Consider the following 24,221-nt stretch of genomic DNA (forward strand, 5'->3'; position numbering starts at 1 on the left):
AATATGAATGTTTATGGACAGCGAGCGCGCTACCGTAGCCAAATCCCGAGCCGCATAGAGTTTGGTTATTTAAGGTCCCTGACGAGTGACCCGCGAGTAAGTGATATTGCAGTTACTCCTGATGGTAGAGTCTGGGCGGATAGGGGTTCAGGAATGAGTGAACAAGAGATGCATCCTGGATTTTCTGGGCCGGAAATGGTGAGAGAGTATGCGGTGCAAATCTGCTCCCAGCTAGGCAAACGTTTAGATGATTCATGTCCCATAGCAGATGCTTCCACTGAAGACGGTGTGCGTGTACATGCGGTGATTGCTCCGATAGTAGCTTCTGGAGCCTGTCTGTCAATTAGGCTGCCAGAGCGTCGGGTTGCTCAATTGCAAGAATTAGCTGCTGTTGGTCTTATGCCTTCAGGCTGGGTTTCTCTGCTTCAGGTCTTGGTTGATCGTCGGGCTACAGTCATGATTTCCGGTGGAACTGGTACTGGTAAAACTACTCTGTTGAAAGCCTTACTCTGCCAATGCCCGGTTACCGAACGCATAGTTTCAGTAGAGGAAGTGCGTGAGTTGGGAGTGCTCCCACATCATGACAATCATGTTTCTCTAGCGACCCGTGAGGCTAATGTCGAGGGAGCTGGTGCTATTAGGCTTTCAGAGCTCGTCAAAGCTACCCTGCGTATGCGGCCTGATCGTATAGTCCTCGGAGAATGCCGTGGTGGGGAAATAGCTGACCTTCTGCGTGCTTTCAACTCTGGGCATCGAGGTGGTATGGTTACCCTCCATTCTGACAGTGTAGAACGAGTTCCTGCTCGTTTGGTTACCTTAGGTCTTCTTGCTGGTCTTGACCCAAAAGTTCTCGCTTCTTTAGTAGCTGGTGCTTTCGACCTGGTTCTTCATCTCAAGCGTGAAGGTGGGCGCCGGAGGATTAGCCAGATGGGAATTCTTGCCATGGATACTCAAGGGCAACTTGTAGGTAAGACCTTGTGCGCCTGGAGTAATCAGGGTGTTGTCCGATATGGTTCTCTCTGGCAGAGCTTTGCTCAGAAGTGGGGAATTACACCGATGTCGAGCATAGAGCAGGTTACTCAAACGTCTCAGGTCCAAAGGGACAAGGCTTCTCATGCTACTGAAGGCAACCACAATAAGCGGTAGGGAGTGAACAGCATGCTACCTGGTTTTGATGGTCCGCTATGGGCTGGTATATGGGCTTTTCTAACTGTTTTGGCTGCTCAGCCAGTGGGTGGCAGTTGTGGTGGTGGACGCCTACGAACCTTACTGAAACAGCAATCCCGAGTTCTCAGCGTGACTGGTATAGGGGCTACTGTTGCTGCCTTAAGTGCATACTTACGCAATGGCGGGAATGTGCTAGATGCTTTTCAGGAGCAGGCAGGTCGCAATTTTGCTACTCGTAAGGTAACGTATCCGCGGATACGAGAGATGTTGGAAGCCCGGAGCTTGCGCCAGGAAACTGAGAACAATGTGGATGCAGTTGCGTATGCTCTACAGGTCTCCTGCCATTTGAGTGCACTGCTGGGCTGTGAAGCTTCACGTTGTATAGATGCAGTGGGTGCATCTTATCGTCGCTTGAGTCATTTGGAACACTTGAAAGATAAGGCTTTTGCCATGCCGAAGGCAACGATGAAGCTCCTGGTAGCGTTACCAGTACTCACCTTGGCTCTTGGCTCAATGCTGGGGGCTAAGCCGTTAGCTTTTCTTCTTACGCCAGGCGCAGGGTTCCTATGTCTGAGTTTAGGGTTGTCTTGTTATGCGCTGGGGTGGTGGTGGATGCTAGCTCTGCAACGAGAAGTGAATCGAAAGATAGAAGATTAGTATGCTGATCCTATTAGCGTCTTTGCTGTCTGCTTGTGCCATTTATATGAGTTTAGATTGGCCACAGAGGTCACTGGAAGCGCTGGGGTCGCATTTCAGTACGCAAGATATACCTCTCACGCTCTTGATGGAAATGGTAGCTGTTTGTGTGCGCCAGGGCGCGTCGGTTCCGCATGCTTTGGACCAAATTGGTGCTGTCTGTCAATCAGATTTGGGTAGGCCCATGAGACGAGTAGCTGTTTTGCTTAACCAGGGCAATGAGTGGTTTAGTTCATGGTCTCAAGCGTGTTCTCATCCACGCTTTGGGAGACGTTTTAGTGCTATTCGTGACTGCTTAGAACCCTCTTGGCGTCATGGTGTTTCCCCACTTGGAAGGATTGAAATAACCATAGAGCAGATCGATCTGTCCCAGCAACGCACAGTAGAAGAAGCGGCTGCTGGTCTTGCGGTAAAACTGCTCTTGCCAACTGGTTTATGCATTCTGCCAGCTTTCATACTGATTGGTGTATTGCCTTGCATAGCTGCTTTTGCTGGAGGATTGGCTCTTTAAGTCGATTCTTGCTGAGTACTTTCCAATAAAGAAGGGAAAGCGTTAGCTATATGCGCCAAGCTACATTTAACCACATTAAGGTTCAACCTATTGGGCGTTGTCCGAAGTAGGGCAAAGTAAAGATATCTGGCTCAGAACATTGTTTGAAAACACAAACGCAGGTTCAATACAGCCGGTAGGGCATCAATAACTATCACTAGAAAGGTACAATCATGCTTTCAACTCAACTTACCCCCGTCAGCACTGTTACCAATAACCAAGAACTTAGTGTAGTATCCACCGGCGCAAAGACTTCAATCACCCGACGGCTACCGCGTTTACGGCACAGGTGTCAACGAATAATGCTGTTCATTCATTCTTGCAAGAACCGGTTGTATCAAGGTGCTCACAATATTTGGGAAGCTGTGATGAAAAGATATTGCCGCTTTGAAGCTCGCCTTCATACCCTTATGTCTGCTCCAGAGTCTGGTGCGGCTACTGCAGAATACGCTGTAGTTCTCATTGCAGCAACTGCTTTTGCAGGCGTACTTTTAGCTGTTCTTAAATCCGGTGCTGTACGTGAGCTACTTTCAGATTTAATTAGGCGAGCTTTGAGTGTGTCCTGAAGTGGGAAGGGTAAAAAGAAATTGCTGGCTGCGGTATTGGCGCTGGCATAAGTGTTCGGATTCTGGTGCAGTAACAGCTGAATTCGCTGTAATCTTACCGGCTGTTGTGGCTGTTGCTGCCCTCCTTCTTGGCTTAACGAAGGCTGTTGGTGTCTCCTTAGACTGCCAGGATGCTGCACGGGCTGCTGCTCGTGAGATTGTCGTTCACCAGGGCAAGGGTAATCCAGCTGGCGTCGCTAAACAGGTAGCTGGTGATCAAGCTCAGTTATCCCTTCAGCAATCTGACCGGACTGTTTCTGTAGTTGTTTCTTGCCCAGTTACTACTGGATCCCTAGGTTTCATTCCTGCTCGAGTTTCGGGTTCGGCAGTGGGAGTCCTCAATGAAAAGGAAGAATAAGTGGTTTTCGTCCGTGAACCGTTGGATACGTGGTAGCGATCATGGATCAGGTACAGTTATGGGCTTGTTGTTGATTGCTCTCGCTGCCGTAGGGTTGGTTGTTGTAGCAAGTTTAGGGAATGTCTTAGTTTGTCAGTCGAAGGCTAGGACGGCAGCCGATTCCGCAGCTTTAGCAGCAGCTTCTGCTTTAGATGAAGGGGATCCCTTACCGTGCGCTCAGGCTACTACAATAGCAATTGCTAATGGAGGACAGGTTGTCTCCTGTAATCCCTTGGATGATGATGTAGAAGTTCGAGTTCAGGTCCCCACCCAAGTTCCATTCGTTCCTCAAGTTACGGTCACAGCGAAGGCTGGTCCTGAAGACTGCTCCTAAATAGAGGGCGAAATCGTAACGATAGTAGTTGTAGCTACAATTGGTGGCCTGTGTCTTAAGAAATGGATAGCCTAAGAACATGGCATTAGCACTTTATCGGCGATATCGTCCAGACACCTTTGAAGGTGTTATTGGGCAACCGCAGGTTACGGTTCCACTTTCTCGAGCTTTGGATCAAGGTAAGCTAACTCATGCATACCTATTTTCTGGTCCTCGGGGCTGCGGTAAGACTTCCAGCGCTCGCATTTTCGCTCGTTGCATTAACTGCGCTGAGGGACCTACTAGTCAACCTTGCGGGAAATGTGACAGTTGTCGAGATTTGGCTACGGGTGGGCCTGGTTCTATTGATGTGGTCGAGATAGACGCTGCCAGCCATAATGGCGTTGATGATGCACGTGAGTTACGTGAACGGGCAGGGTTTGCTCCAGTGCGTGACCGGTACAAGATCTTTATCTTGGACGAAGCACATATGGTTACTCAGCAGGGTTTTAATGCCCTGTTAAAGATAGTGGAGGAACCTCCCGAGCACGTCATGTTCATGTTTGCTACAACTGAACCTGACAAGGTTATTTCAACTATTCGATCCCGTACCCACCACTATCCCTTCAGGCTTGTGCCTGCCGAGGTGATGGGGCCATACCTGGAAGGTGTTTGCAAGCAGGAGAAGATCAAAACAGAGCCTGGTGTCCTAAAGTTGGCTATGCGAGCGGGAGGTGGGTCTGTTCGTGACACTCTTTCTGTGCTTGATCAGTTGATGGTGGGTGCTGATCAGGGCACCATCACTTATGAGGCAGCTGTTGCTCTCCTTGGTTACACGCCTGAGGCCCTGATTGATGAGGCGATAGACGCTGTCGCTGAGCAGGATGGATCCGAACTTTACGCAGTTGTACAGAAAGTAGTTGTAGGTGGATTTGAGCCTAAACGCTTTGTTGAAGATATCCTCCAGCGGGTACGAGACCTGTTGGTGCTGCTTCTAGCGGGACAATCTGCAGAAAGCTCACTGAGTGAAGATAGTGAAGCTCAAGATATCACTCACTTACAATCTCAAGCTCAGGCATTGGGGTTGGCAAGATTGACTCAAATGGCAGATATTGTTGACGAAACGCTGTCTTCTATGTCTGGGGCTATTTCACCTCGAATGCGATTAGAGTTACTGGCAGCTCGTCTGCTGGTTCCTGCTGAAGAGTCTAGTCATGCTCAACCTGCCGGTAGTAAAGGTGTTTCCTCCACCGCTGGCCCTGCGTCTTCCCCAGTCCAGGGCAGTTCCCAGAGCGGCTTTATTGGCTCTCGTAGGTCAGCAGAAGCTCCAGTGGTGACAGCGGAACCTGCATCTGCTCCCTCTCAATCAGTTCCTTCTCAGTCTGCTTCTGTCAACAACGCAAAAGAGCAGACGGTGTCAGCTCACGAGAATATGACACTTGACCAGCGATGGGATGCAGTGGTTGCTGCACTGCCAGAAGGTGTTCAAGAATACGTGGTAAGGCAGAAGGTGCCTACAGTTGCTATGGGTAAGAACGCCAAAGGCAGGCCAGTTTTGTCTATGACGTTTGATCAACCTCTCAGTCAGCATGCCTTCGCTCTTGCTGTTGCGGCTCAAGGGGTAGATGGTGAGACCAAGGTCCCGAAAATCGTTATGGCACGAGCCCGTCAGGAGTTTGGGCCTGACACCATGATCGCTCCCTCAGGTGTTGCGGCTAATGGGGAACAAGTCGAATCTGTTGGCAAAATGAGCCCTGAACGTCGTTCTGAGGTCAAAAAGCAAATAGCATTAGCTCGTACCAATATGTCAGCTATGAACTTGGGCTTTGCAGTAACTCCACATACAGTCAGTGGAACCGATAATAAAACCACCGACAAAGGTCAAGGTCGCGCCCGTAGTCAACAGCACTCGTCAGTTGATGGTGCAGCCGGTGGTTCGCCTGAGGATGATGCTGGTTCTGACTCTGACGAACACCACCCCAGCAACCCCAATCCAGAGGTGACAGGTGGGCCAGTTGCAGGTACATCACCACTACCGGCAGCTGGTTTTGCTTCCACAGACTCATACGTCAAGCCTGATGACTTAGATGACGATGACCCTTGGGCACACCCACAACCAGAAACCATTAATTTAGGCCCTGAGCAGCAGGCCACACACTCTCAGGAATTACAAGTGCCGACCGATGCTGAAGATCAGGGCAAGGTAAACAAAATGGGTCTTCCTGACTTGAGCGATCAGGACGATCCTTGGGCCCAGCCAGACGGACAACCACCTGTAGTTGATCAAGTAGTTTCAGCAGAAGTGGCGGATGAGTCAGCGGACGTTCATTCACCTGATGTAGTTGACGAAGCAGAGAATGGTGAGATTGCTGATGAAGCTGCTGTCCAACAAGGAGAAAGCAATTCGCGCATTGCTGTTTCAGAAACAGTCCCACAGCGTCAACCTGAGGTGCCAGCAGAAGAAGATTCCTATTCGCTGGACGATGCTCGTCAGGGTGAGAACTCACTGATGGGACCACAAGAGCTTTCCCAGCTTTTTGATGTAAAACAGGTTGAGGATTTAGCTGCGGATGATCCAAGGAATCCGCTTAATGCCAATAAACATAAGAAATAGCAAGGATCGGTAACTTATGGCTCTGGCCTATGATGGAGCAATTCAACAGCTGATTGACTCATTTGCTCGACTTCCCGGAATTGGTCCTAAGGGTGCCCAGCGTATCGCTTTTTATCTGCTGGGAGCTGATGCTCAAGAGGTACAGGATTTAGCAGACGCTATCACTACCGCAAAAGCAAAAGTTCGCTTCTGTGAAATTTGTGGCAATGTATGTGAGACTAGTCCATGCCCCATTTGTGAGGACCCCCGCCGTGATCGGGCAGTCATCTGTGTGGTTGAAGAACCGAAAGATGTGATGAGTATTGAAAGAACTCGAGAGTATAGGGGTCTGTATCACGTGCTTGGTGGTGCAATCAATCCTATGGCTAATATCGGTCCGTCTGACTTGCGTATTCCGAACCTCTTGAAACGCTTGAAATCTGGCGAGGTGACAGAAGTCATCATGGCCTTGGACCCCAACATTGAAGGTGAAGCCACCACCACGTATCTGAGCCGTCTTTTGGGACCCCTAGAAATTAAACTGACCCGTCTGGCTTCTGGCCTACCAGTTGGTTCTGACCTCGAATATGCAGATGAAATCACCTTGGGTAGAGCGCTTACTGGCCGTAGTGAAGTGTGATGGTTCCGCGAGATACCGGGCTTAAGCTGGCACTTGTGCTGTCTTAGGTATGTATCGAGTTTCGTTCAGGCTGATGATTTCCTCGGCGGTGGAACGGTCAGTTGCGAGTGCAGATAGTAGTTTGCCCTTGAGGCAGGCAAGAATTGCTGCTGCTTTAGCATGCCCCCAGGCTACGCCAATCACCAAAGGAATACGGCGCAATCGTTCAAACTCTATGGAAACGGTGCGCTCGCATAAGCTCGTGTGAAGATGGTGGCCTTCAATGTCAATGTGGTGTCCGCAAATGTGACCTACGGCACCTCGTTTTTTAATCTCACTGATAAACCTTGCATCTTCATAGCTGGTAAAAATGTGCCCGCTTCGTCCGCCAAAGACTGAGCCTACGCCGACGATTGCTACATCTGCTCGTCCGCCAAGTGTCAGGGTGGTAGCAATCTGCTCTTCTTTAAGCATGGCTCGTGCCATTGAAGCAGATGAAAGAATCATGGGTACAGGAAGTGTGGTGTAGGTGCCGCCTAAGCGCTGGGCGAGCATCATGCAAATTTCTGGTGAATCGGTCATGGGGTTAGAAGGTGAGAGCGAGCCGATCATTTGTGTTACATTTGTCCTTTTCCAATCCTGGATTGGTACCTCGCGCACTGTAGCAGCAACTGCTCGGCCGTTAGAAACTGTGATCAATGCGTCAGGAGAAGTGTGCTCGATCAGAAGTGTGGCAGCTGAGCGTGGGACTACATCTATTGCAGATCTTCCTTCTGGTGGTTCACTCACGCGAGCGTATGTGAGTCCGAAGATAGTGATGAGTTGTGACTCCAGATGCTGTAGGCGTTCGAGTGGATCGTTGATGGAGATACGAACAATACCTCGTTCTTGTGCTTCTTGCAGCATTCGGGACACAGTTGCTCGGGAGTATCCGATCTCTTGAGCAATTTGCAGTTGCGTCTTGTTCTGCCGATAGTACAGTTGCGCAACGGTCAATAGCTCGCGGATACGTTGGCGAGAGTCAGTAGAAGTTAGCGTTACATCATTGTTGAGCATATGTTCATTTTAGCTCTGTCTGAGTGCAAGCAAGTGCACTACAAATCACAAGATTGAGGTCGAAAAATCAAGGAAAGCAGTTGATGCTTGCCTGATCAGATTCGATAACCGAAGTGAGCATATGTTCAAAACGTACTTCCTTTGCTTAGATGAATGACCTAGATTCGTAGGTGTTCGGTTCAGTGCAATTCTGATGGAATTGCCTGAGGCATGCATATTTGCAACAAAGGAGTTCATATGGCATACGTACGCACTATCCTTGGCGATGTTGATCCTGCAACCCTGGGAGTTGTGGACAGTCACGACCACCTGATTCGTGTGGGCGCAGGCGAAGTGTATATTGACGCAGACCACCAGCTGGATTCTGTGGAAAAAGCACAGATAGAAGCTGGTTACTTCGTAGATGCCTCTCTTCAATGGAGCAGTAATGGCGGCACCGTAGTTGATATGTGCCCTATTAATTGTGGACGTAATCCTGAAATGCTGGCCGAGGTTGCACGCTCTGTGAATCACCTACAAGTCATTGCAGCTACAGGTTTCCACCGTGAACATGTGTATCTTGAAACCCAATCCCACTGGGTCAACCGTTATACGGCTGAACAAATTGCCGATCTGGTGATTGCTGATATACGAGAAGGCATTGACCAGAACGATTACTCTGGACCTATTGTCGAGCGTTCTCCCTATAAGGCAGGGGTTATTAAGATTGGCACTGCCTACGGCAAGATTACGCCGTTCGAACACAAGTGCATGGAAGCAGCTGCTATGGCAGCAATCGAGACTGGTGCTCCAATCAATACCCATACGACGTATGGCACCTGCGGTCTAGAACAGGCTCAAACACTGATTGATATGGGTGTGCCCGCTGAGCAGATAGCCATTGGACACATCCAGCGTAACGCGGATGTCTACTACTTAGAGCAAATCCTCGACTTGGGTGTTTACTTAGAAATCGACGGTACCTACCGCATCAAGTATCAGCCTGACTCTAATCGCATACTGGAGCTGGCAGCCTTCAAAAAAGACGGCTTCGAGGACCGTATCCTCTTGGGTACTGATTCAGGTAAGCGTTCTTACCAGAAGGTGTACGGTTCAGTTACTGGGGTAGATTACAACCCCGCAGTTGATGGGCCCCGCATGATTGCTGAAGGCTTTGACCCCACATACGTAGACAAGCTGCTCATGACCAATGCCCAGCGCTTCTTCGCTATGCGCAAGGAGGGTTGAGATCGATGCAAGGATTGGAACGTCCCAAGCTGCAAATAGCTCTCGATACTTTCGATATGCCGTCAGCGCTGAAACCCCTCAACGCAGCTATAAGCAAGATCGATGTTATTGAATGTGGCACAGTGCTCATTATTGCTGAAGGTCTGAGAGCAGTCAGAGAAATACGTGCACTCTACCCGAACAAAACCATTCTGGCTGATGTTCGTATTGCTGAAGCTGGCGCAGTGATATCTCGTGCTTGTTTCGAAGCCGGTGCTAACTGGGTTTCAGTAGTGGCAGGTGCAAGTATGACCACAGTTGAACAAGTGGTTACAGTCGCTCAAGAGTTTGGTGGGGAAGTGCAGATTGAACTCGGTGAACAGTATGATGCAAACCAAGCTCGCGAATGGAGGAAGCTGGGTGCTACTCAAGTAATCGTTCATCGTTCTCGTGACGTGGAGGCTGCTGGCAAACTTACTTGGGGTGAACATGACAAAGCTCGCATTCGTGAACTACATGACATGGGCTTTACCGTTACTATTACTGGTGGGGTCACGGCTAAGGATATTCCCTTCTTTACGGGAGAACCTGTAGGCGTCATCATTTCAGGTCGAGGTATTGTACAGGCTCATGATCCTCTGGTTGCAGCCGCTGAACTGAGTGATGTCATCGACAGGGTGTGGTCCAGATGAGTGCTTCGAGTGTTACCCTCGGGATTTATGAAAAGGCCCTCAAAGCTGTGGCTGATCCAGACGATTGGGACTCTTTCCTGTCTCAAGTGACTCGGGACGGTTTCACTTTTATGGATTTGTCGATCGATGAAAGCCCTGAACGTATGGCTCGTTTGGATTGGACTCCTGCTCAAGCCCATGCTTTCCGTGAGGCCGCAGACCGTCAAAATGTTCAAATTGGGGGTATCTGCCTGTCTTGTCACCGGAAAATTGGACCTGGATCGGCTGATGCTAAGGTCCGTCAAGAAGCTGGTGATATCTTCCATAAGGCTATCGACCTGTGCTATGAGGCTGGTATTCCACTGATACAAGTGGCGGGATACTACGCTTACTATGAAGATCCTGATCCTGGCCAAAGGGATCGCTACGTTGCGACTTTGGCTCAGGCCGCTGCTTATGCGTCTCAAGCTGGCGTCATGCTGGGTATTGAGAATGTGGATGGCAATGATGTTACCTCAATTGCTAAAGGTTTGGAGATTTGTGACCAAGTTAGTTCAGCGTGGTTGAGTATGTATCCAGACATCGGCAACTTGTATGAGCAGCAGCTGGATGCAGTGAGCGAGCTTCAAGCAGGGCATGGTCGTATGCTCGCCATCCATGTAAAAGATGTGCGCCCAGGTGAACCACGGAGAGTTCCTATGGGCGAAGGCTCAGCTGACTTTCCGAAGGCATTTGCGCAGTTGGCTAGGCAGTCTTGGTCGGGTCGCATCATGATAGAGATGTGGAATGATAACGATCCTGCCGCGGATCGCATCGTCGTTGATGCTCGCACTAAGGTTGCACAGTGGCTTACTGGTGCAGGAATTGAAGTAATTGAGCCATAACCTTTTGCTGGCTGGGACAGCAAGGTAAACCAATAATTGCAGTAGTAAAGACATAGTGTATTAGGTAGTTTGTAGGTGTTATTGCGTAGATCACGAGGATGGTTCTGCGCAAATCTCGCAGTTGAGACTATTGCCTACTTCCCTTCGTGAGGGGTTCTGCCTAGCGTTCATCGTTTGTATTGAGGAGAATTATGACAACGCCTACTTATGATGTATCCACGATTGGTGAGGGGCAAATTCGCTTGACAGTCAACCGTGGAGAGCGTCTGATGAGTGCTCGATCGGTTCGTATGAACCCTGCTTGTTCTGAGGCAAATGTGGCGGGCCTCTTATCTGAGCTTAAACGAAAGACCCTGTGGACTTCCTCCTTGCCTGAGGGGGATCTAGGGGAATATGTACTTTCTGAGTATCGATCGGTTGGTGTGGATTTATCTACCATGGTGCGCAAGCCAACCAGCCGTATAGCTTTGTATTTTATGGAACCGGGGGAGCCGCCGATGCCGGCGAACGTGATTTATGATCGTGAGTACACCCCCTTCCGAACTACCGGTATTGATGAATATGACTGGGATACCATTCTCGATACCCGGCTTATTTTCCTTACCGGAATTACAGCAGCTCTTACGGATACCACAGCAGATGTCGTATCTTTTGCGGCAGATGAAGCTGCAAAGAAAGGCATTGACATAGCCTTAGATGTCAATTTCCGCAGTAAATTGTGGTCGGGAGAGCATGCTCGGCAGGTATTGGAGCCAATTGCTAAAAAAGCTCGTATCCTATTTTGCTCCATTAAAGATGCTAAGCATGTGTTTGGTATCGAAGGCACGGGTGAAGAGGTTGTTGAGGAGCTATACAGGCGTTTTGGCAATGAATATGTGGTCTCCACTAATCATCTTGACGGCCCATACTTGCGCAATGCAGAAGGTGTGCACAAGTATGCCACGACAACTGTGCCTGTGGTGGACCGACCTGGTGCTGGTGATTCTTTTGTATCGGCGACCTTGCACGGTTTCCTTTCTCACGACGTTGAGTGTGGTGTCAAGTGGGGGCAAAAAGCTGCCGAATTTGCCTTAACTCATATGGGTGATTTGACACGTATGCGTCCCGAAGAGCTTGACATTCCTTTGGGTAATGACATCAACCGTTGAATACATGTACGGTACAGTACTTTTAATACTTGCATGGAAAGAGTTCAAAGATGAGTAATATTACAATTTCTCCCGCGCAAACACGGCGTACAGCCTATGAACTTATTGATTCCCGTCCGCTCACAGGTCACCAAAAGTCTATTATTGGTTTGGCTATTGCAGGCAATATTTCGGAATTTTTCGATATGTTCCTCATTGGCTTTGTAGTGTCATTGTTGACCTCGGCCTGGCATTTAACAGGAACAGCTGTTGGTATTATTCTGGCATGCTCTGGCTTAGGAACGGTGATCGGTTCTATCGTTTGGGGGCGCTTGTCAGATAGGTATGGCCGTAAGCATGCTTTTCAATGGTGTGTGATTTGTTTTGTTGCTTTCACTGCCTTTTCGATTTTCCTTCCCGATGGTGCATGGGTTTTGCTGGCTATCCTGCGCGTGGGTGTGGGTATTGGTGTGGGTGGTCTCAATATCATTTCTATTCCTTATGTTCAGGAGTTTGTGCCGGCTAAACAACGGGGTATGCTCTCTGGCCTGGCTTCCGTTTTTATCCCCATGGGACTGTTACTAGGTTCAGTGGCGCAGTCTCTTATCGGTGGCAACTGGCGCTTGCTGGTGGCTCTGGGCGTGGTCCCGGTCTTGCTACTTTTCTGGTTGGCCGCAGTGCCTGAATCTCCTCGCTTCTACCAGACCATTGGTCAAGATGACAAGGCTCGGGCAGCTCTTGCCTGGGCTCTGGAGATGCCAACCTCGGAGGTTGGTGCACTGCCGTTGGTGAAAGAAGAGCAGAAAGCTCCCTACAGCCTTCTCTTCTCCAAGCACATGAAGCCATTGCTTATTATCTCTGTGGGATCCTTCTGCTTCATTCTTGGTTCGTTTGCTATTCAATCCTGGGGGCAAACCTTAATGAAGGATGCATTTGGTTTCTCAACACAGATGGTGGCTTACCTCTTCATGGGAGTCTCTGTTGCTGACTGCATTGGACGCTTTGGCTCGGCGTGGTTGGCAGATATTATTGGTCGCCGGTGGACAATGTTCATCTTCGGCATCATTGGCGCCGTTGGCTGTTTTTATGCAGCTTTCTTTCACAGTTCCGGCTGGCAGTTCTATATCGCTGTGCTCATTATCATGACCTTCGCCGATGGGGTCTTTGGTATCTTGAATGCCTTCGGGGGTGAGCAGTTCCCCAATGATGTCCGCTCTACAGGGCTTGGCCTTGGCTATGGTATCGGCGCTATCGCTAAGATTGTGGGACCAATTGTGATGGGTGCCCTGGTCGGTGGAGGCTATGTGGCTACCAACATTGATATTGCGGTTATTACTAAGGCTTTCACGTTCTTTGGTATATGCCTTGTTATTGGTGCTGTTACCTATCTCTTTGCGCAAGAGACCAAGGGCAAGGATTTGGAAAGCTTGTGAACTGGTGGCTGCTAGATAAGTGGTTAGTCTGAAACTTGTTTTCTAGCCTTAGTAAGAGCTTTTGCAAATCCTGGGAACTATTGCCACTGAGATTGATCGTTGTGTAGAGGCAATAGTAAAAGCCAGCACATAGAAGGGGGATGAAAAGTATGTGCTGGCTTATATTTCCGGGTAAAAGTTTTGCTTATTTAGCCGCGCGAACCCTTTGGTGGGCGAGGATCATTGCCGTAGGACTTCTTTTCGCTGATTTTACCGTCCATATTTTTAATAATATGTTCGGTTTCCAGCTCTTTAGCTCGTTCTCGTCCGGCAGCCTGTGCTTCAGCCTTTGTCTCAAAGGTTTTGAATGCGCGTTCTTTCCCCTCTACCTTGTCTTTCCACTTGCCGTTTTCATAATATGTTTCTACTGGTGGTTGAGACATTTTCGGCTCCTTTGCTTATATAAACACACAACTCAGTGTGTTAACTAACACTATACTCTTTTTTGCGGCTGCTGAAGTCTGATTATTAAATATTAAATACATACAGCAAAGTTGCAATTAGTGTCTTTACTGTACTGTCAATAAACGGGTTTTAGTGTACGTTTTTTTGTGAATGTTATTTGCATATTTATACACTATTTATCTTGTTTTGACAGTTACCGTATATCTAATGTTACTATTGATATCTGTTATGTGTGGTAGGTCACAGTTTGGGGGAATTGTGATTTACTACACATCAGTAGTAATACCAATTCTTTTAGAACGGTACTAACGCCAGTTATGTCTCCGTTCAATCGAAAGGAACGAGCCTCTATGCGCGCGATACGTACAGCTTGTGCTGGAATACTGACATTACTGTTTGTATTCTTATGCGGGTTAAGTGTTGCTTTACCAACGCATGCTGGTTCTAAAATAGCACAAGCTAATGGTCATAGACGCAAAACAATAGAAACTGTAGATGGCTTCACGTTAAAACCTAGTGAAGGCCCAGCTCATGGAGCGGCAACTGCTACAATTACGCCTCCTGATGTGCTCTATACTCAGGTAAGTGTTGGTGATTACCATGCGGTGGCTATTGGGGTAGATGGATACCTGTACTCATGGGGTCTTAACAGAGACACTACCCTTGGTATTGGGAAGCTGCCGGAAGGTAGCCCCGACAAAACACGTACCCCGGTGCGGGTGAAGACTCCAGAAGGTTTGCATTTTAAGCACGTTTCCGCGTCAAATGGACATACACTAGCCATTGATGTCGATGGTAAGTTGTGGGGGTGGGGACGCAACGAATACAGTATGTTGGGTGATGGCACCGACGATGACCGTTACACACCAGTTCGGATTGCTAGCGACAAAACCTTTGTTGACGTTAGCACTAGTGAGTACCACTCTCTAGCGATAGATTCTGAAGGTCATGCGTGGGGCTGGGGAGATAATGAAGGAGGTGAAGTTGGTGACGGAACCACAGATGATCGCAATGCGCCTGTTCGTGTAGCGAGTGATAAAACTTTCACCAGAGTTCAAACAGGAATGATGTTTTCGCTTGCACTAGACAGCGATGGTAACATTTGGGGCTGGGGGGTGAACGAGGCTGGTCAGCTTGGTCTTGGGCATAATAATTATGAGAATCTTGTCCCACAGATGGTTACTAGTAATGTTAAGTTCAAGAGTATTAGTATAAGTGACGAGTATTCGCTTGCAGTGGATAGTAACGGTCGCGCGTGGAGTTGGGGTAAGGTAGACAGCCTCGGAGATGATATTGGTGCCGGCGATAATGATGATATCAGGGACCGAAATACTCCAGGAACGGTAGCTACTTCTGAGAGTTTTTCTGGCATTTCTGCGGGAGAGTATCATTCGTTAGGACTTACTACAGATGGCAAAATAATTGCTTGGGGTGAGAACGACACCGGGGCGCTTGGTGACGGAACTAAGAACACCGCTCCCTTCTACAGACGATTGCCTGTACGTACGAAAATTCCAGATGGTATACGTTTTAAGCAAGTCGACACGGGTGTCTGGAACTCCGTAGCATTGGACAGTGATGGTAGATTATGGTTTTGGGGCGACAACTACTATGGAATAAACTGTGGTGAACCTCGTACGGATATGATTCTGCCAGTAAAGACAATACAGCCGTACTATACGATTACGGGAGTATCTTTTGGTGGGGCTAGTGCAAATAAAATTTCTGAAGATTCAGGCACTCGATCATGGACCGTGGATGTACCTTTGCATGAAGCGGGAGTGGTCAACGTTAAGGTAAGTTCTCGTCTGGATGGTCGCGCTGCCAGTGGTACTGATGTTACTGGTACTTCTAATGTAAATACGACCTTAAAATATGAGTATAAGGACGCGTACACTGTTGAATTCGACTTGGGTGGAGCTCCTGGAACAGCACCACAAAGACAGGTTGTAATACAACAGACGCCTATTACATGGCCTGATGGACCCAACCCTAGCTGGGCTCATCATTGGTTCGATGGATGGTTTACTGAGGATGGTGAAGCTTGGAACTTTAATGATCCGGTCACCAGAAATATGAAGCTCACTGCCAAATGGGAGGAATATCGCTTTTCTTTGAAGCCTACCAACGGTTTCTTAGGAGGGGGTACTCCCATATCAATTACAGCACCAGATCCGCCACAGGATATCATATATTTAGAAGTGAGTGGGGGATCCAAGCATTCTGTAGCACTCGGTTCTGATGGCTACATCTATGCATGGGGAGAGAATAACCATGATGCAGAAGATGAGGCAGGAGCCAGGCGGTATACACCCATACGAATAGATACTCCAGCAGAAGCGCACTTTACCTCTATCAGCGCTGGCTTGTCGTACTCGCTTGCGATCGACAGTAAAGGAAATGCTTGGGGCTGGGGGTCGAATGCGTCTAGTCAGCTAGGTGATGGTACTCAGGATGATCGACAGAAACCTGTACGAGTAAAAACAAGTGCAAAGTTCGATAGCATCAGCGCGGGATCTAAGCATGCTCTTGCTGTGGATGATGAAGGAAGTGTATGGGGCTGGGGTGGCAATGATAGTTCCCAGTTAGGCGACGGTACCACGCGCGTTCGCCGTGAGCCTGTGCGGGTGAAAACCACAGCCAAGTTCGCGTGTGTAAGTGCAGGATTTACGCACTCTCTCGCTGTGGATGATGATGGTAAGGCGTGGGCTTGGGGCTCAAATGGTTTCGGACAATTGGGTGATGGTACTACGGATGGTCGTTTAGAGCCTGCTCAAGTGAAGACGACTGCTAAGTTTGCTAGCGTTAGTGCTGGTTCTGAACACTCACTTGCTGTTGATAATGATGGTAAGGCGTGGGCTTGGGGCTCAAATGGGAGCGGTCGTTTGGGTGATGGTACTACGGATGGTCGTTTAGAGCCTGCTCAGGTGAAGACGACTGCTAAGTTTGCTAGCGTTAGTGCTGGTTCTGAACACTCACTTGCTGTTGATAATGATGGTAAGGCGTGGGCTTGGGGCTCAAATGGGAGCGGTCGTTTGGGTGATGGTACTACGGATGGTCGTTTAGAGCCTGCTCAGGTGAAGACGACTGCTAAGTTTGCTAGCGTTAGTGCTGGTTCTGAACACTCACTTGCCATATTCGATGAGGGTAACGCATGGGCTTGGGGAATAAACAATAACGGACAACTCGGCAGTGGAACAGCAGATAATAGTGTCCATTCAACGCCCATGCGAGTGAGTAAACAATACCTCAATGTTAAGGATGTCATCTTCGATACTACGAGTGTCGATCCGGCACCCGTAAGAAATAGCGGAACAAACATTTGGAAGGTTATCAGTCCGGCTCATTCTGCAGGACCAGTTGACGTTACCATTCGCTGGACCGTGGGTGGGTTGCCGCAAGATGATTATGTCTTGGAGAAAGGGTTCTTATACTGGGCTCCCTTTGTCCTTCCCAATGCTGGATCTATGCCATTTGCGCGCATCAGTGGGGTCTGTCTCTTAGCTATGAGTGTTGCTGCTGTACTAGTGCTAAAAAAACAACGAATTATATGTCGTAAAATCGGTAAACATAGCCTCTAGTCTGGTGCATTACCTGTGCAGTGGTGTTCAGATTCGTAACTGATTAACACTGCGTCGGTAACCAGACAATAGAAGCGTTGGTTTGCATAGACTACACTGGTGATTATGACGACTTCTTTTGAGGAAGCTAAGCGACAACTCGACCGTATTGTGGCTCTCGGCTATCCTGATGTGGCAGATTTGAGCGAGAGTGCTTTTCGTGCTCTTGCTCAGCCATTAATTCATGCTCTTGAGCAGACCGATTTAGGGGCCAATATTTTACTGGTACCTACTCGTGAGTTGGTGACTCCTGAGTCATTGATCTCTCGAACATCCATAGGTCGTATGGCTGGTTTTACAACTATGCCTCCACGTGACATTGCTTCCTTTCTGCCGCAAGATGGTTTCGAGCCTCCAGAAGGCCCCTTCTATGTTGTGATTGAACCTCACACAGGCACCCGTTACACCAATCGCGAGCCTGATGTAGCGCGTAAGCTCATAGATTCTGACGACTGCCTCCCCCTCACTCTTGAAGAAGGGCTGGCTATTGCTACCCAGCATCCTGACTGGTTAGTGCAGAAAAATGGTTTTAACCTTTTGGGATCACGGTCTGCCGATGGTCGAGTCCCTAGCATTTGGATGAGTCAAAATGCTCCTCGTCTGGGGTCAGTTTGGCCAAATTCACGTCACACATGGCTGGGGAATGCGTTCTGCCTAGCCAGGCGCGGAGTCTCTCTCTTCCACTAGCCTTTTGTTGCATTGTTATAATGTAACGGTATGTGGGAAAAGATTCTATCTGAACTTAGCTTCTGGGGTGTGGTGCTACAGGCTATTCTTACGCTCCTGATTAATGTTGTTAATGGCACCATGAAAATCATTCTGATTGGGGCCGCAATTCTATGTGCTCTGATTGCTGGAGCTAGCTCTTGGATCCAGAAAAAGACCACTCACCGGTTGAGTGTTAAACATAGGACAATAGTAAATGATGCGGTTGGACCTTTAATAAGTGTGCTTATTTCGATGTGTGCTGAGGAAAGGGCATCAAAAAAGGATGGGCTAATGAATCTCATCAAATCCGTAGAGGATATAGCTTCGCATCGCATCGGGTCAGGTCGATGCAGAGTTAGTGTTTTTGAAGTAGCTGGTGGGAATACTAAAAAACCACTTTTGAAGCCTATGGAGGCAACAGACTTGGGACGGAATGATCGTTCGTCTTCTATCTTTTACAAGAACAAAGGTGAAGGTGTAGATGTATGGAATAATCTAATCAAACTTGGTATTTCTTGCTGTAGTGATACTTCGGACAGAAAGCAGCTACCAGATTCGTGGGATGCGGGAAGAGACCGAGCATATCGTTCGTATGTCAGTGCACGTATCGATGACAGCAAAAATATGTATGGGATGTTGACTATAAATTCAACAGAAAAAGATGCCTTCAGCCAGGATGATATTTCAGAGTTACAGAATCTCGCGTACGTTCTTGGTCTTGGAATGCGCATGACGAAAATTCCTCCAGAAAATATTTTTGTATTAGCTTGAGATTTTTTTTCAATAGATAACTGATTCTTCTTATAACTGTGCAACAGTTTGGTATACTTTTTTAAAGACGTAAAAGGAGCATGATTATGACAATGCAATCGCAACAGCTTCCATGGTCTGTACAAATGAACAAGAAAGCACAACAACTTTTGGAAAACCCAGAAGAGTATTTTCGCAAGGCTGATGAAAACAATTCTAAGTCTATTGACGAAGAGAAAATCTCATTCAGAAAATTGTTTTTCCGCTGAACATTGAATCTTTTTCCTGGCCTCACATTGTGGGGCCTTTTTGTTATCGAACTATGAGTCAAATGTTTCTGTTCTTTGGCCACGTTTGAACAGCCATACTGTCTCAATGGTGAACTTATGGAAAATAGTCCGTCTTTCTTTCAACCCCAATGCCTCGTCGCTTGTAGTTTTCGTGACCTCTTGAAGTCATGCTGAAGGCAAGGTTGCTGAGGGTGAGGTGTTTTTAAGAGGCATGCGTGTGTGTGTTTGTGTGTGGTTTTGTTAAATTACGTTCGTGTTGGTTGTGTTTTTGTGTTCTTGTGTGTGGTTTGGGTATTCTGGTTTGGTGAGCATGCTGGCTTTGGGGAGTGGCGTGTGTTCTTCTTTTTCTCGTGGGGGAGTTTACTGTTTTTATTGGGGTGATTCTCGTGCCGAAATTGCGTGTTGTGGGTAAGCGGTTGTTGGTTGGTGTGGTGTCACTGTGTGTGTTGGGTGGGCTTGTAGCGCCGGTTATGGTTGCTGGTCAGGCTGGTACTGGTGTGTCTGCTACTGACAAATTAACCCCCCCCCCCCCAGGACATTCAATCAGTAGCGACTCACTCTTCCGTTAACCCTCGTCCTGCAAGCAGTAATGAGGCTGCTGAACGCTTATCTAGCGTTCCAGGGCAAACATCCCCTATTACTCCTGTTAACCCTACAGAGCCTACTGTTTCACATAAGCCTGTTCACAATGATCAACCAGTAGTACCTGGTGTGCAATCGTATCAGGGTGTTCGTTTCGCTGCTGTTGTTCCTGGTGGGCAGTGGGTGTCTGCGTTGTCTTCTAGCGTGCGTGGGGTTGGTACGTGGGTGAAGCACACGTGGGGTAATGGTGTTCGTGGGCTGGGTCAACTGGTTGCTGGTGTTCATGGGTTGCTGCGTCCGGCTAGTGATGTGGGTTCTCGTTCTATCGCTATGGTGGTGGCTGCTGATGGTACCCCGGTGTTTGATGATAATGATAGGCCGGGTAATGATTCTTCGGATCATAATGGTGTTGTTCGGGTTAATGATTTAGTGACGTATCGTGTTGATTACATGGTTTCTGGCGTGCATTCTGAGAACACCACTGTTGTTATCACGTTGCCTAAGGGGTTGATGCTTGAGTCCTTACCCGCGTTTTGTGGTCGAGATTCCTCGTTGATTCCCTCTGTTGTTGCTTCTCCTCCTTTGCCGTACTCATCATATTCGATCAATGAATTGCCTGAACAAAGTTTGTCATGCAATATTGGCAGCAAAGAAAATGTGGCAGAGGGTTTTGCTCTTTCTGTAAAGGTAAGTAATACTGTTCACAATGACATGACGCTAAAGCCGGTTTCTGTAACGATGAAGGGGGATGGCCTATCAGAAATTTCGGCTACAAATGTACCAAGCGTAAAAGCGTCGTCTGCTCTTAAGTGGAACATTTCAAAAAATGGTTTGACTGGAAGACCGGTTTCCTGGCCTGCGGAGGTGGTTGCTGATTGCCCTGATAACAGCGGACGAAAATGTTTTGCAGCATACTTTCCGGTGCATATTTCAGCGCCAGTAAATGGAAAAGGTTCAATGCCGGCAACTGGAAATGTAACTTTTATAGATGATGTTTCTCCCCGGAAATTTTATACTAATTTAACTGAGTCTCAATATGTGCAAATAGAGGCTAATAAAGCTAAATATGGTGCAATGGTTGTCAGAGCTGGAGCTGGCGCTGATCAGCCTAATAGTCAGCTGAATGCACCGGATCAGGCAAGTTGGTCAGTCCGATATTCGGGCTCAATGAATATTGAACAGAATGTTGCTGGAACTCCTGCCAAGGTAACCTTAGAAGGCACAGATTGGTCTTTAACTACCATTCCAACAGAAACTTGGGATCATCATCCTATACCAGCAGGCAATGGGTATGCAGTAGCTCTTTCGATAATTACTTACATACCGGTTGAAACAGTAAGAGATTTTGGAATTCATAGTAATGGTGTTTGGACCCTTCCTGTAAAGAATACTTTCACTAATCTGAGTATTCCAGGTTTTACAGAAAAAGATATAGAGACGAGTACAGATCAACCACAAAATGACGACGAGAATACATCAGTATGCAGAATATACGAAGAAGGTAACTTCGATAACAGGTTCTTTGGGGTTACAGGGGTAAGAGAAAATGAATCTAGATACCAGTACAGTTTCCATGATCCAGCTTTTGGAGAGGGGCTGCCAAATAACACAAATATGGCCGGTGATGGGCTAGGTTGGGTTGGGCCTAAGCAGGAAGTCATATCGCAATTTAATTTCGGAGGTTCTTCGCCTGCACTACCTGTCAAAGAAACACATCTCGCGTGTGCTGCTTGGGACAATAATAAATCTCAGCTAACTGGTATTGAAACAAAGAGTGTTCCTAATACATACAATGCTTTCGCTTCGAATAAAAGACCTGTTTGGTTATCGGGTTATAGGCAGGATAAAAGAATGGGGTCAACAGAAGTAACGGCTCCTCGTTTGTTGGTGCAATATGGTAACAGTTATGTACCTACATCTGGTGCTGATTCGAACTGCATGCAAAATGCTGGAGTTACTTGGTATAACTCACCGGAACAAGTTCCAGGCAATGACCCAGTCAAACTTAACTCACAACATCCGGTTTATACTGCTGTAAACCGCGTGCGCCTCTTTCTTGTAATTCCTGAAATTGGACAAGTTGTGATAGGCCTTGGACTTACGACGACAGAAAACCTTTCTCAGGGCACGATTGTACCGACATGGGCGTCTGATATGTGGGCAACAGGAGCTTTGTCGATAGAAGATTTAGTTTCTTCAACGAACAAACATCTCATTCTTTCTGGATATGATCCTCAGACACATTCTGGTGCACCTGGTGACAGGTTGAATATTGTCTTGTCTCATTTAGAGGTGAACTCTGGTGGGAGAAATATGGAAAGAACCCCTTCTGGTTCCTTCGAATCTTCAGTTAAAGCAACTGGTGATGAACACGTGCAATTTCAAATACACCCTTCAATTACTGGAGGCAATAGTTTGGAACAGCATGAACTGTGGATTGAAGACTGTTTGCCAGCTGTCCTGGAATATGAAATGCCGGATCGTTCTGATTCAACAACACTTATTCCTAATGTGGTGTCGTCGTCTATGCCTCCTGATGCGAAACGGCCGGCGTGTGGTCCGGGGGAGACGTATATACGCTGGGAGTTTACTCACCTTCACGCAGGTGACAAAATTCCTGATGTTCTGTTTACAGCTCGTGTTTCTAAAACAGCGCCTGATGGTTCATACGTCAACAGTGTTGTGACATGGTCGGATGCTGACCCTGCTCATAATGCAACTCACGATACTTCGGTATCAGTTCGTATAGATAACATCGCTGGTGTGGCGGTTGATAAGCGGAGTTTGACTCCTACGGTTGGGGTCAATCGTGTGGGTTCGGCTGTATTGGAGTCGAATGTGTGGGAGTTGAGTGTGCGTAATTCTCAGCCGACGTCTGGTGGTTTGTCTGATGTGGTGTTGGTGGATGTGTTACCGGTTGCTGGTGTGGCTGGTAGTCGTTTTACTGGTGTGGCGTTGTTGCGGTCGGTTTCGGTGACGCGTGGTGGTTCGTCTGGGGTGCGTGTGGAGTATACGGTGTCTGCTGATGTGCCGCGTGATCCCAGGGTGGGTGAGCCGGGGTCGGTGCGTTGGTGTGTCGAGGCTGAGTTTGGTTCTGTTGGTTGTCCGGTGTCGGTGGCGGATAGTCGGGCGGTGCGGGTGTCTCGTGCGGGTGTGTTTGCTTCTGGTGAGGTGTTGGCTGCTCGGGTGGTGGTTGATGTGGTTGGTGATGTGGCTGGTGATGTGGTGGTCAATCAGGGGTATGCGCGTGTTGGTGGTTTACGTGATCCGGTGGGTCCGGTGTCTCGTGAGCAGCGGGTTGTTGGTGCGTCTGTTGCTGGTGTGGTGTGGTGGGATATGGATAGTTCTGGTGTGCGGGATGCGGGCGAGCCGGTAGCTGCTGGTGTGCCGGTGGTGGTTACTGGTGTTGATGATTTAGGTAACCCGGTGCGGGTGAGTACTCACACTGGTAGTGATGGTGGGTATCGGTTGGATGGGTTACGTGCTTGTGCTGGTGTGTGTGTGCTCAGGGTTGATGGTTCGAGTTCGGTTGGGTTTACTGCTCGTGCTCGGGGTGTGGATCGTGCTCGGGATAGTGATGTGGATGCTGATGGTCGGGTTGAGTTAGCGGTGGGTGTGGGCGATAGTGTTCGTGCTGATGCTGGGTTGTTGGCTGGTGTGGTGGGTTGGCGTAAAACCAGTGTTGGTGGGCAACGGTTAGCGGGTTCGCGGTGGCGGGTTCGTGATCGTTCTGGTCGTCCGGTGGTGGATGTGTTGGGTGGTTCGTTAGCAGTGGTTGATGATTGTGTGGGTGTGTGTCAGGCTGCTGGTGTGGATCGGGATGTGAGTGTTGGTGGGTTTGAGTTGGTTGGTTTGCCTGCTGGCTCGTATGTGTTGCAGGAGGTGGTAGCTCCTGCTGGGTATGTGTTGGTTGGTCGTGAGTTTGTGTTCACGGTTGATAGGGAGCATCCAAGGGTGGATGTGGGGCAGATTGTGAATCAGCAGCAGCAGGTGCCGTCGTTACCGTTGACGGGTGGTGTGAGTGTGGTGTTGGTGGTGATGGTGGGTTGTTCGTGTGTGTTGGCTGGCTTGTTGGTGGGGGTGTCTCGTGCTCGTCGGTTGTTGGCGGTGGTGTTGCGGGGTAGGCATCGTGCGTGAGGCGGGTGGTAGCAGGATTCGTGAGGGTCCTGCGGTGATTCAAGGTTAGTGGTGAGTAATGAGGAACAACCACCAGCCACCAGCTGAGTAATTACCAGCTGGTAGTTACCAGGTACTGGTTGGTGGCTGGTTGGTGGCTGGGGCATGGTGTGTGCGTGTTCTGGTGTGGTTTTGAGGATACAAGGAGATAAGAGAAATGGTGAAACGTGTGGTATGGGTGCGTTCTGTTGTCGTGCCGGTGGTGGTGGTAGTGGTGTCGTTACTGGCAGCGGTGGGGGTTGTCGCGGCTCCGAGTAGTCCGGTGTTTGGTGATATAGACCAGGCGAGGCACGGGTCGATCATTATTCATAAGCATGAGCGGCAGAACGGGACC

General features: G+C 48.5%; 21 protein-coding genes. 19 read left to right on the forward strand and 2 right to left on the reverse strand.

Annotated elements, in window-relative coordinates:
• Positions 1 to 3 precede the first annotated feature (3 nt).
• The 8 genes from BOCO_RS05495 (at position 4) to recR (ending at position 6,961) form a co-directional block, all read left to right on the forward strand.
• Positions 4 to 1,146: a TadA family conjugal transfer-associated ATPase gene (locus BOCO_RS05495; RefSeq protein ID WP_094723091.1), complete on the forward strand. Its 1,143-nt coding sequence runs from the start codon at positions 4 to 6 to the stop codon at positions 1,144 to 1,146.
• 12 nt (positions 1,147 to 1,158) lie between these two features.
• A complete protein-coding gene (locus BOCO_RS05500) occupies positions 1,159 to 1,824 on the forward strand; it encodes a type II secretion system F family protein (RefSeq protein WP_094723092.1) in 666 nt (221 codons plus the stop codon).
• A gap of 1 nt (position 1,825) precedes the next feature.
• Complete coding sequence (locus BOCO_RS05505) at positions 1,826 to 2,374, forward strand: hypothetical protein (RefSeq protein WP_094723093.1); 549 nt, start codon at positions 1,826 to 1,828, stop codon at positions 2,372 to 2,374.
• Positions 2,375 to 2,781: 407 nt separating this feature from the next.
• Positions 2,782 to 2,979 (forward strand): DUF4244 domain-containing protein, encoded by a 198-nt coding sequence (locus BOCO_RS05510; RefSeq protein WP_244568762.1) that lies wholly within the window; start codon positions 2,782 to 2,784, stop codon positions 2,977 to 2,979.
• Position 2,980: 1 nt separating this feature from the next.
• Positions 2,981 to 3,376: a TadE family type IV pilus minor pilin gene (locus BOCO_RS05515; RefSeq protein ID WP_244568763.1), complete on the forward strand. Its 396-nt coding sequence runs from the start codon at positions 2,981 to 2,983 to the stop codon at positions 3,374 to 3,376.
• The gene (locus BOCO_RS05520; RefSeq protein WP_094723095.1) at positions 3,360 to 3,749 is read left to right on the forward strand and encodes an Rv3654c family TadE-like protein; all 390 of its coding nucleotides are present in this window, start codon (positions 3,360 to 3,362) and stop codon (positions 3,747 to 3,749) included. Before BOCO_RS05515 ends, BOCO_RS05520 begins: the two co-directional genes overlap by 17 nt.
• Before the next feature lie 79 nt (positions 3,750 to 3,828).
• The gene (locus BOCO_RS05525) at positions 3,829 to 6,342 is read left to right on the forward strand and encodes a DNA polymerase III subunit gamma and tau (RefSeq protein ID WP_094723096.1); all 2,514 of its coding nucleotides are present in this window, start codon (positions 3,829 to 3,831) and stop codon (positions 6,340 to 6,342) included.
• Positions 6,343 to 6,358: 16 nt separating this feature from the next.
• Complete coding sequence (recR, locus tag BOCO_RS05530; protein WP_094723097.1) at positions 6,359 to 6,961, forward strand: recombination mediator RecR; 603 nt, start codon at positions 6,359 to 6,361, stop codon at positions 6,959 to 6,961.
• 21 nt (positions 6,962 to 6,982) lie between these two features.
• Here recR and BOCO_RS05535 read toward each other — a convergent pair whose 3' ends face one another.
• Complete coding sequence (locus BOCO_RS05535; protein WP_094723098.1) at positions 6,983 to 7,996, reverse strand: sugar-binding transcriptional regulator; 1,014 nt, start codon at positions 7,994 to 7,996, stop codon at positions 6,983 to 6,985.
• A gap of 237 nt (positions 7,997 to 8,233) precedes the next feature.
• Between BOCO_RS05535 and BOCO_RS05540 the strand changes: the two genes are divergently transcribed.
• The 5 genes from BOCO_RS05540 to BOCO_RS05560 all read left to right on the forward strand — a co-directional run bounded on the left by BOCO_RS05540 (position 8,234) and on the right by BOCO_RS05560 (position 13,317).
• Positions 8,234 to 9,223, forward strand: a complete 990-nt coding sequence (locus BOCO_RS05540) for a phosphotriesterase family protein (protein WP_094723099.1) — start codon at positions 8,234 to 8,236, stop codon at positions 9,221 to 9,223.
• Positions 9,224 to 9,228: 5 nt separating this feature from the next.
• Positions 9,229 to 9,894, forward strand: coding sequence for a 3-dehydro-L-gulonate-6-phosphate decarboxylase (locus BOCO_RS05545; protein ID WP_094723100.1), 666 nt, complete (start codon positions 9,229 to 9,231; stop codon positions 9,892 to 9,894).
• A complete protein-coding gene (locus BOCO_RS05550) occupies positions 9,891 to 10,757 on the forward strand; it encodes an L-ribulose-5-phosphate 3-epimerase (RefSeq protein ID WP_094723101.1) in 867 nt (288 codons plus the stop codon). The genes BOCO_RS05545 and BOCO_RS05550 overlap by 4 nt, the downstream gene beginning before the upstream one ends.
• Before the next feature lie 191 nt (positions 10,758 to 10,948).
• Entirely contained in the window at positions 10,949 to 11,905 is a 957-nt protein-coding gene (locus BOCO_RS05555) for a sugar kinase (RefSeq protein WP_094723102.1), read from the forward strand.
• A gap of 50 nt (positions 11,906 to 11,955) precedes the next feature.
• Positions 11,956 to 13,317 (forward strand): MFS transporter, encoded by a 1,362-nt coding sequence (locus BOCO_RS05560; RefSeq protein ID WP_211278690.1) that lies wholly within the window; start codon positions 11,956 to 11,958, stop codon positions 13,315 to 13,317.
• A gap of 188 nt (positions 13,318 to 13,505) precedes the next feature.
• Here BOCO_RS05560 and BOCO_RS05565 read toward each other — a convergent pair whose 3' ends face one another.
• Entirely contained in the window at positions 13,506 to 13,739 is a 234-nt protein-coding gene (locus BOCO_RS05565) for a DUF2188 domain-containing protein (protein WP_094723103.1), read from the reverse strand.
• 372 nt (positions 13,740 to 14,111) lie between these two features.
• Between BOCO_RS05565 and BOCO_RS05570 the strand changes: the two genes are divergently transcribed.
• The 6 genes from BOCO_RS05570 (at position 14,112) to BOCO_RS05590 (ending at position 23,848) form a co-directional block, all read left to right on the forward strand.
• A complete protein-coding gene (locus BOCO_RS05570) occupies positions 14,112 to 17,342 on the forward strand; it encodes an RCC1 domain-containing protein (RefSeq protein WP_158520424.1) in 3,231 nt (1,076 codons plus the stop codon).
• 105 nt (positions 17,343 to 17,447) lie between these two features.
• Positions 17,448 to 18,068 (forward strand): DUF5701 family protein, encoded by a 621-nt coding sequence (locus BOCO_RS05575; protein WP_094723105.1) that lies wholly within the window; start codon positions 17,448 to 17,450, stop codon positions 18,066 to 18,068.
• Positions 18,069 to 18,098: 30 nt separating this feature from the next.
• Positions 18,099 to 18,860, forward strand: coding sequence for a GAF domain-containing protein (locus BOCO_RS05580; RefSeq protein ID WP_094723106.1), 762 nt, complete (start codon positions 18,099 to 18,101; stop codon positions 18,858 to 18,860).
• 86 nt (positions 18,861 to 18,946) lie between these two features.
• Positions 18,947 to 19,108 carry a hypothetical protein gene (locus BOCO_RS07475; RefSeq protein ID WP_158520425.1) on the forward strand — a complete coding sequence of 54 codons (162 nt, stop codon included), beginning with the start codon at positions 18,947 to 18,949 and terminating at the stop codon, positions 19,106 to 19,108.
• A gap of 407 nt (positions 19,109 to 19,515) precedes the next feature.
• Positions 19,516 to 19,698 (forward strand): hypothetical protein, encoded by a 183-nt coding sequence (locus BOCO_RS05585; RefSeq protein ID WP_148140067.1) that lies wholly within the window; start codon positions 19,516 to 19,518, stop codon positions 19,696 to 19,698.
• A 142-nt stretch (positions 19,699 to 19,840) separates the two neighbouring features.
• Positions 19,841 to 23,848 carry an SdrD B-like domain-containing protein gene (locus tag BOCO_RS05590; RefSeq protein ID WP_094723108.1) on the forward strand — a complete coding sequence of 1,336 codons (4,008 nt, stop codon included), beginning with the start codon at positions 19,841 to 19,843 and terminating at the stop codon, positions 23,846 to 23,848.
• Positions 23,849 to 24,221: the final 373 nt, after the last annotated feature.

It is taken from the genome of Bombiscardovia coagulans, assembly GCF_002259585.1.
GTDB classification, from domain to species: Bacteria; Actinomycetota; Actinomycetes; order Actinomycetales; family Bifidobacteriaceae; genus Bombiscardovia; species Bombiscardovia coagulans.